The following is a 1,123-nucleotide window of genomic DNA, read 5'->3' as shown; positions in this document are numbered from 1 at the left end:
AGTCATAGGCGCGCAGCGCGGCCTGGAGCGGCACGCCAGGCACGGGCGCGTAGGGCTCCGCGACGGGGGAGACGAGATAGGGGTGGTAGCCGCGCTCGTGCGCGACGGCCAGGTCCGGAGCCTGCCGGTAGGTCATCCGACCGCTCCAGAAGATGAGGCTCAGGGTCTCGAAGCTGAGCGGCGGATCCGCATCCAGCGCGGCGAAGATGACGCTGCGCTTCGGCGTGGCTTTGGCCAGCGCGAGTCCCACCTCGCGCGAATGGCTGACATACAGCTCTTCGACGTGCTCGGCCTGATGGCGCGCCTTCTCCACCGGCAGGGTGATGGCCAGATGCCACGCGAGCACGACCGACGCCACGAATCCCAGCCCCCATGACATCCACAGGGGCCGGCGCAGCAGCCGCCAGAGCGTCGCGGTGAACGCCGCCGCGAAGAATGCCAGGACCAGGCCCTCGGCGAGCCCTGGCAGGGTCCGCGTCTGTCCGAAGGACGGTGGGAGCGCCTCGCGCGCCCGGGCCAGGGTGGGCAGGTGTTCGAGGGCCCAGGGCGTGCCGAGCGCCGCCAGCAACAGGGCCGCGAGGGTGGGGTGCCGCCACGCGTCCGAACCCGCGATGGCCAGGGCCGCGAGGACGGCGGGCACCGCGCCCCAGGCAATGGCCGGGACCTTCACCGTGCCCAGGGAGAGGACGAGCCACGTCGCGCCGATCCACAGCGCGAGCCCCACCGTCTCCAGCTCCCGCTTCCTCACGGCGCGCACCAGGAGCCAGCAGAAGGCGAGCAGGGGCAGCACGTTCGGCAGGGGCTGGAGGCTCGTGTGGTTGACCTCGTTGAGGAGGGCGTCCACGGGGCGGCGCCACGGCCCCACGTCCACGGTCGGATCCTCGAAGAGGTGCGCGCGTGTGACTCGCGACTCCAGATCGTGCAGCTCCGGCCATTTCCACGCGGAGTAGACGCTCCACGGCGCCGCCACCACCGCGGCCGTGGCCACCATGGCCACCACCGTGCCGAGCCTGGGGCCCGGGCAGAAGCGCAGCCGGCTCAGGCCCCACAGCGTCGCGGCCACGCCCAGCGGCGTCAGCGCGAGCCCCGTCTTGCAGAGGAAGCCCAGCCCCACCACCCCGCC

At 72.8% G+C, this 1,123-nt stretch carries 1 pseudogene; it reads right to left on the bottom strand.

Annotated elements, in window-relative coordinates:
* A pseudogene (locus D7X12_RS41470) lies at positions 1–1,123 on the bottom strand (dolichyl-phosphate-mannose--protein mannosyltransferase); the annotation flags it as partial.

Source organism: Corallococcus sicarius (assembly GCF_003611735.1).
GTDB lineage: Bacteria > Myxococcota > Myxococcia > Myxococcales > Myxococcaceae > Corallococcus > Corallococcus sicarius.
This window is presented reverse-complemented; position numbering and strand designations above follow the sequence as displayed.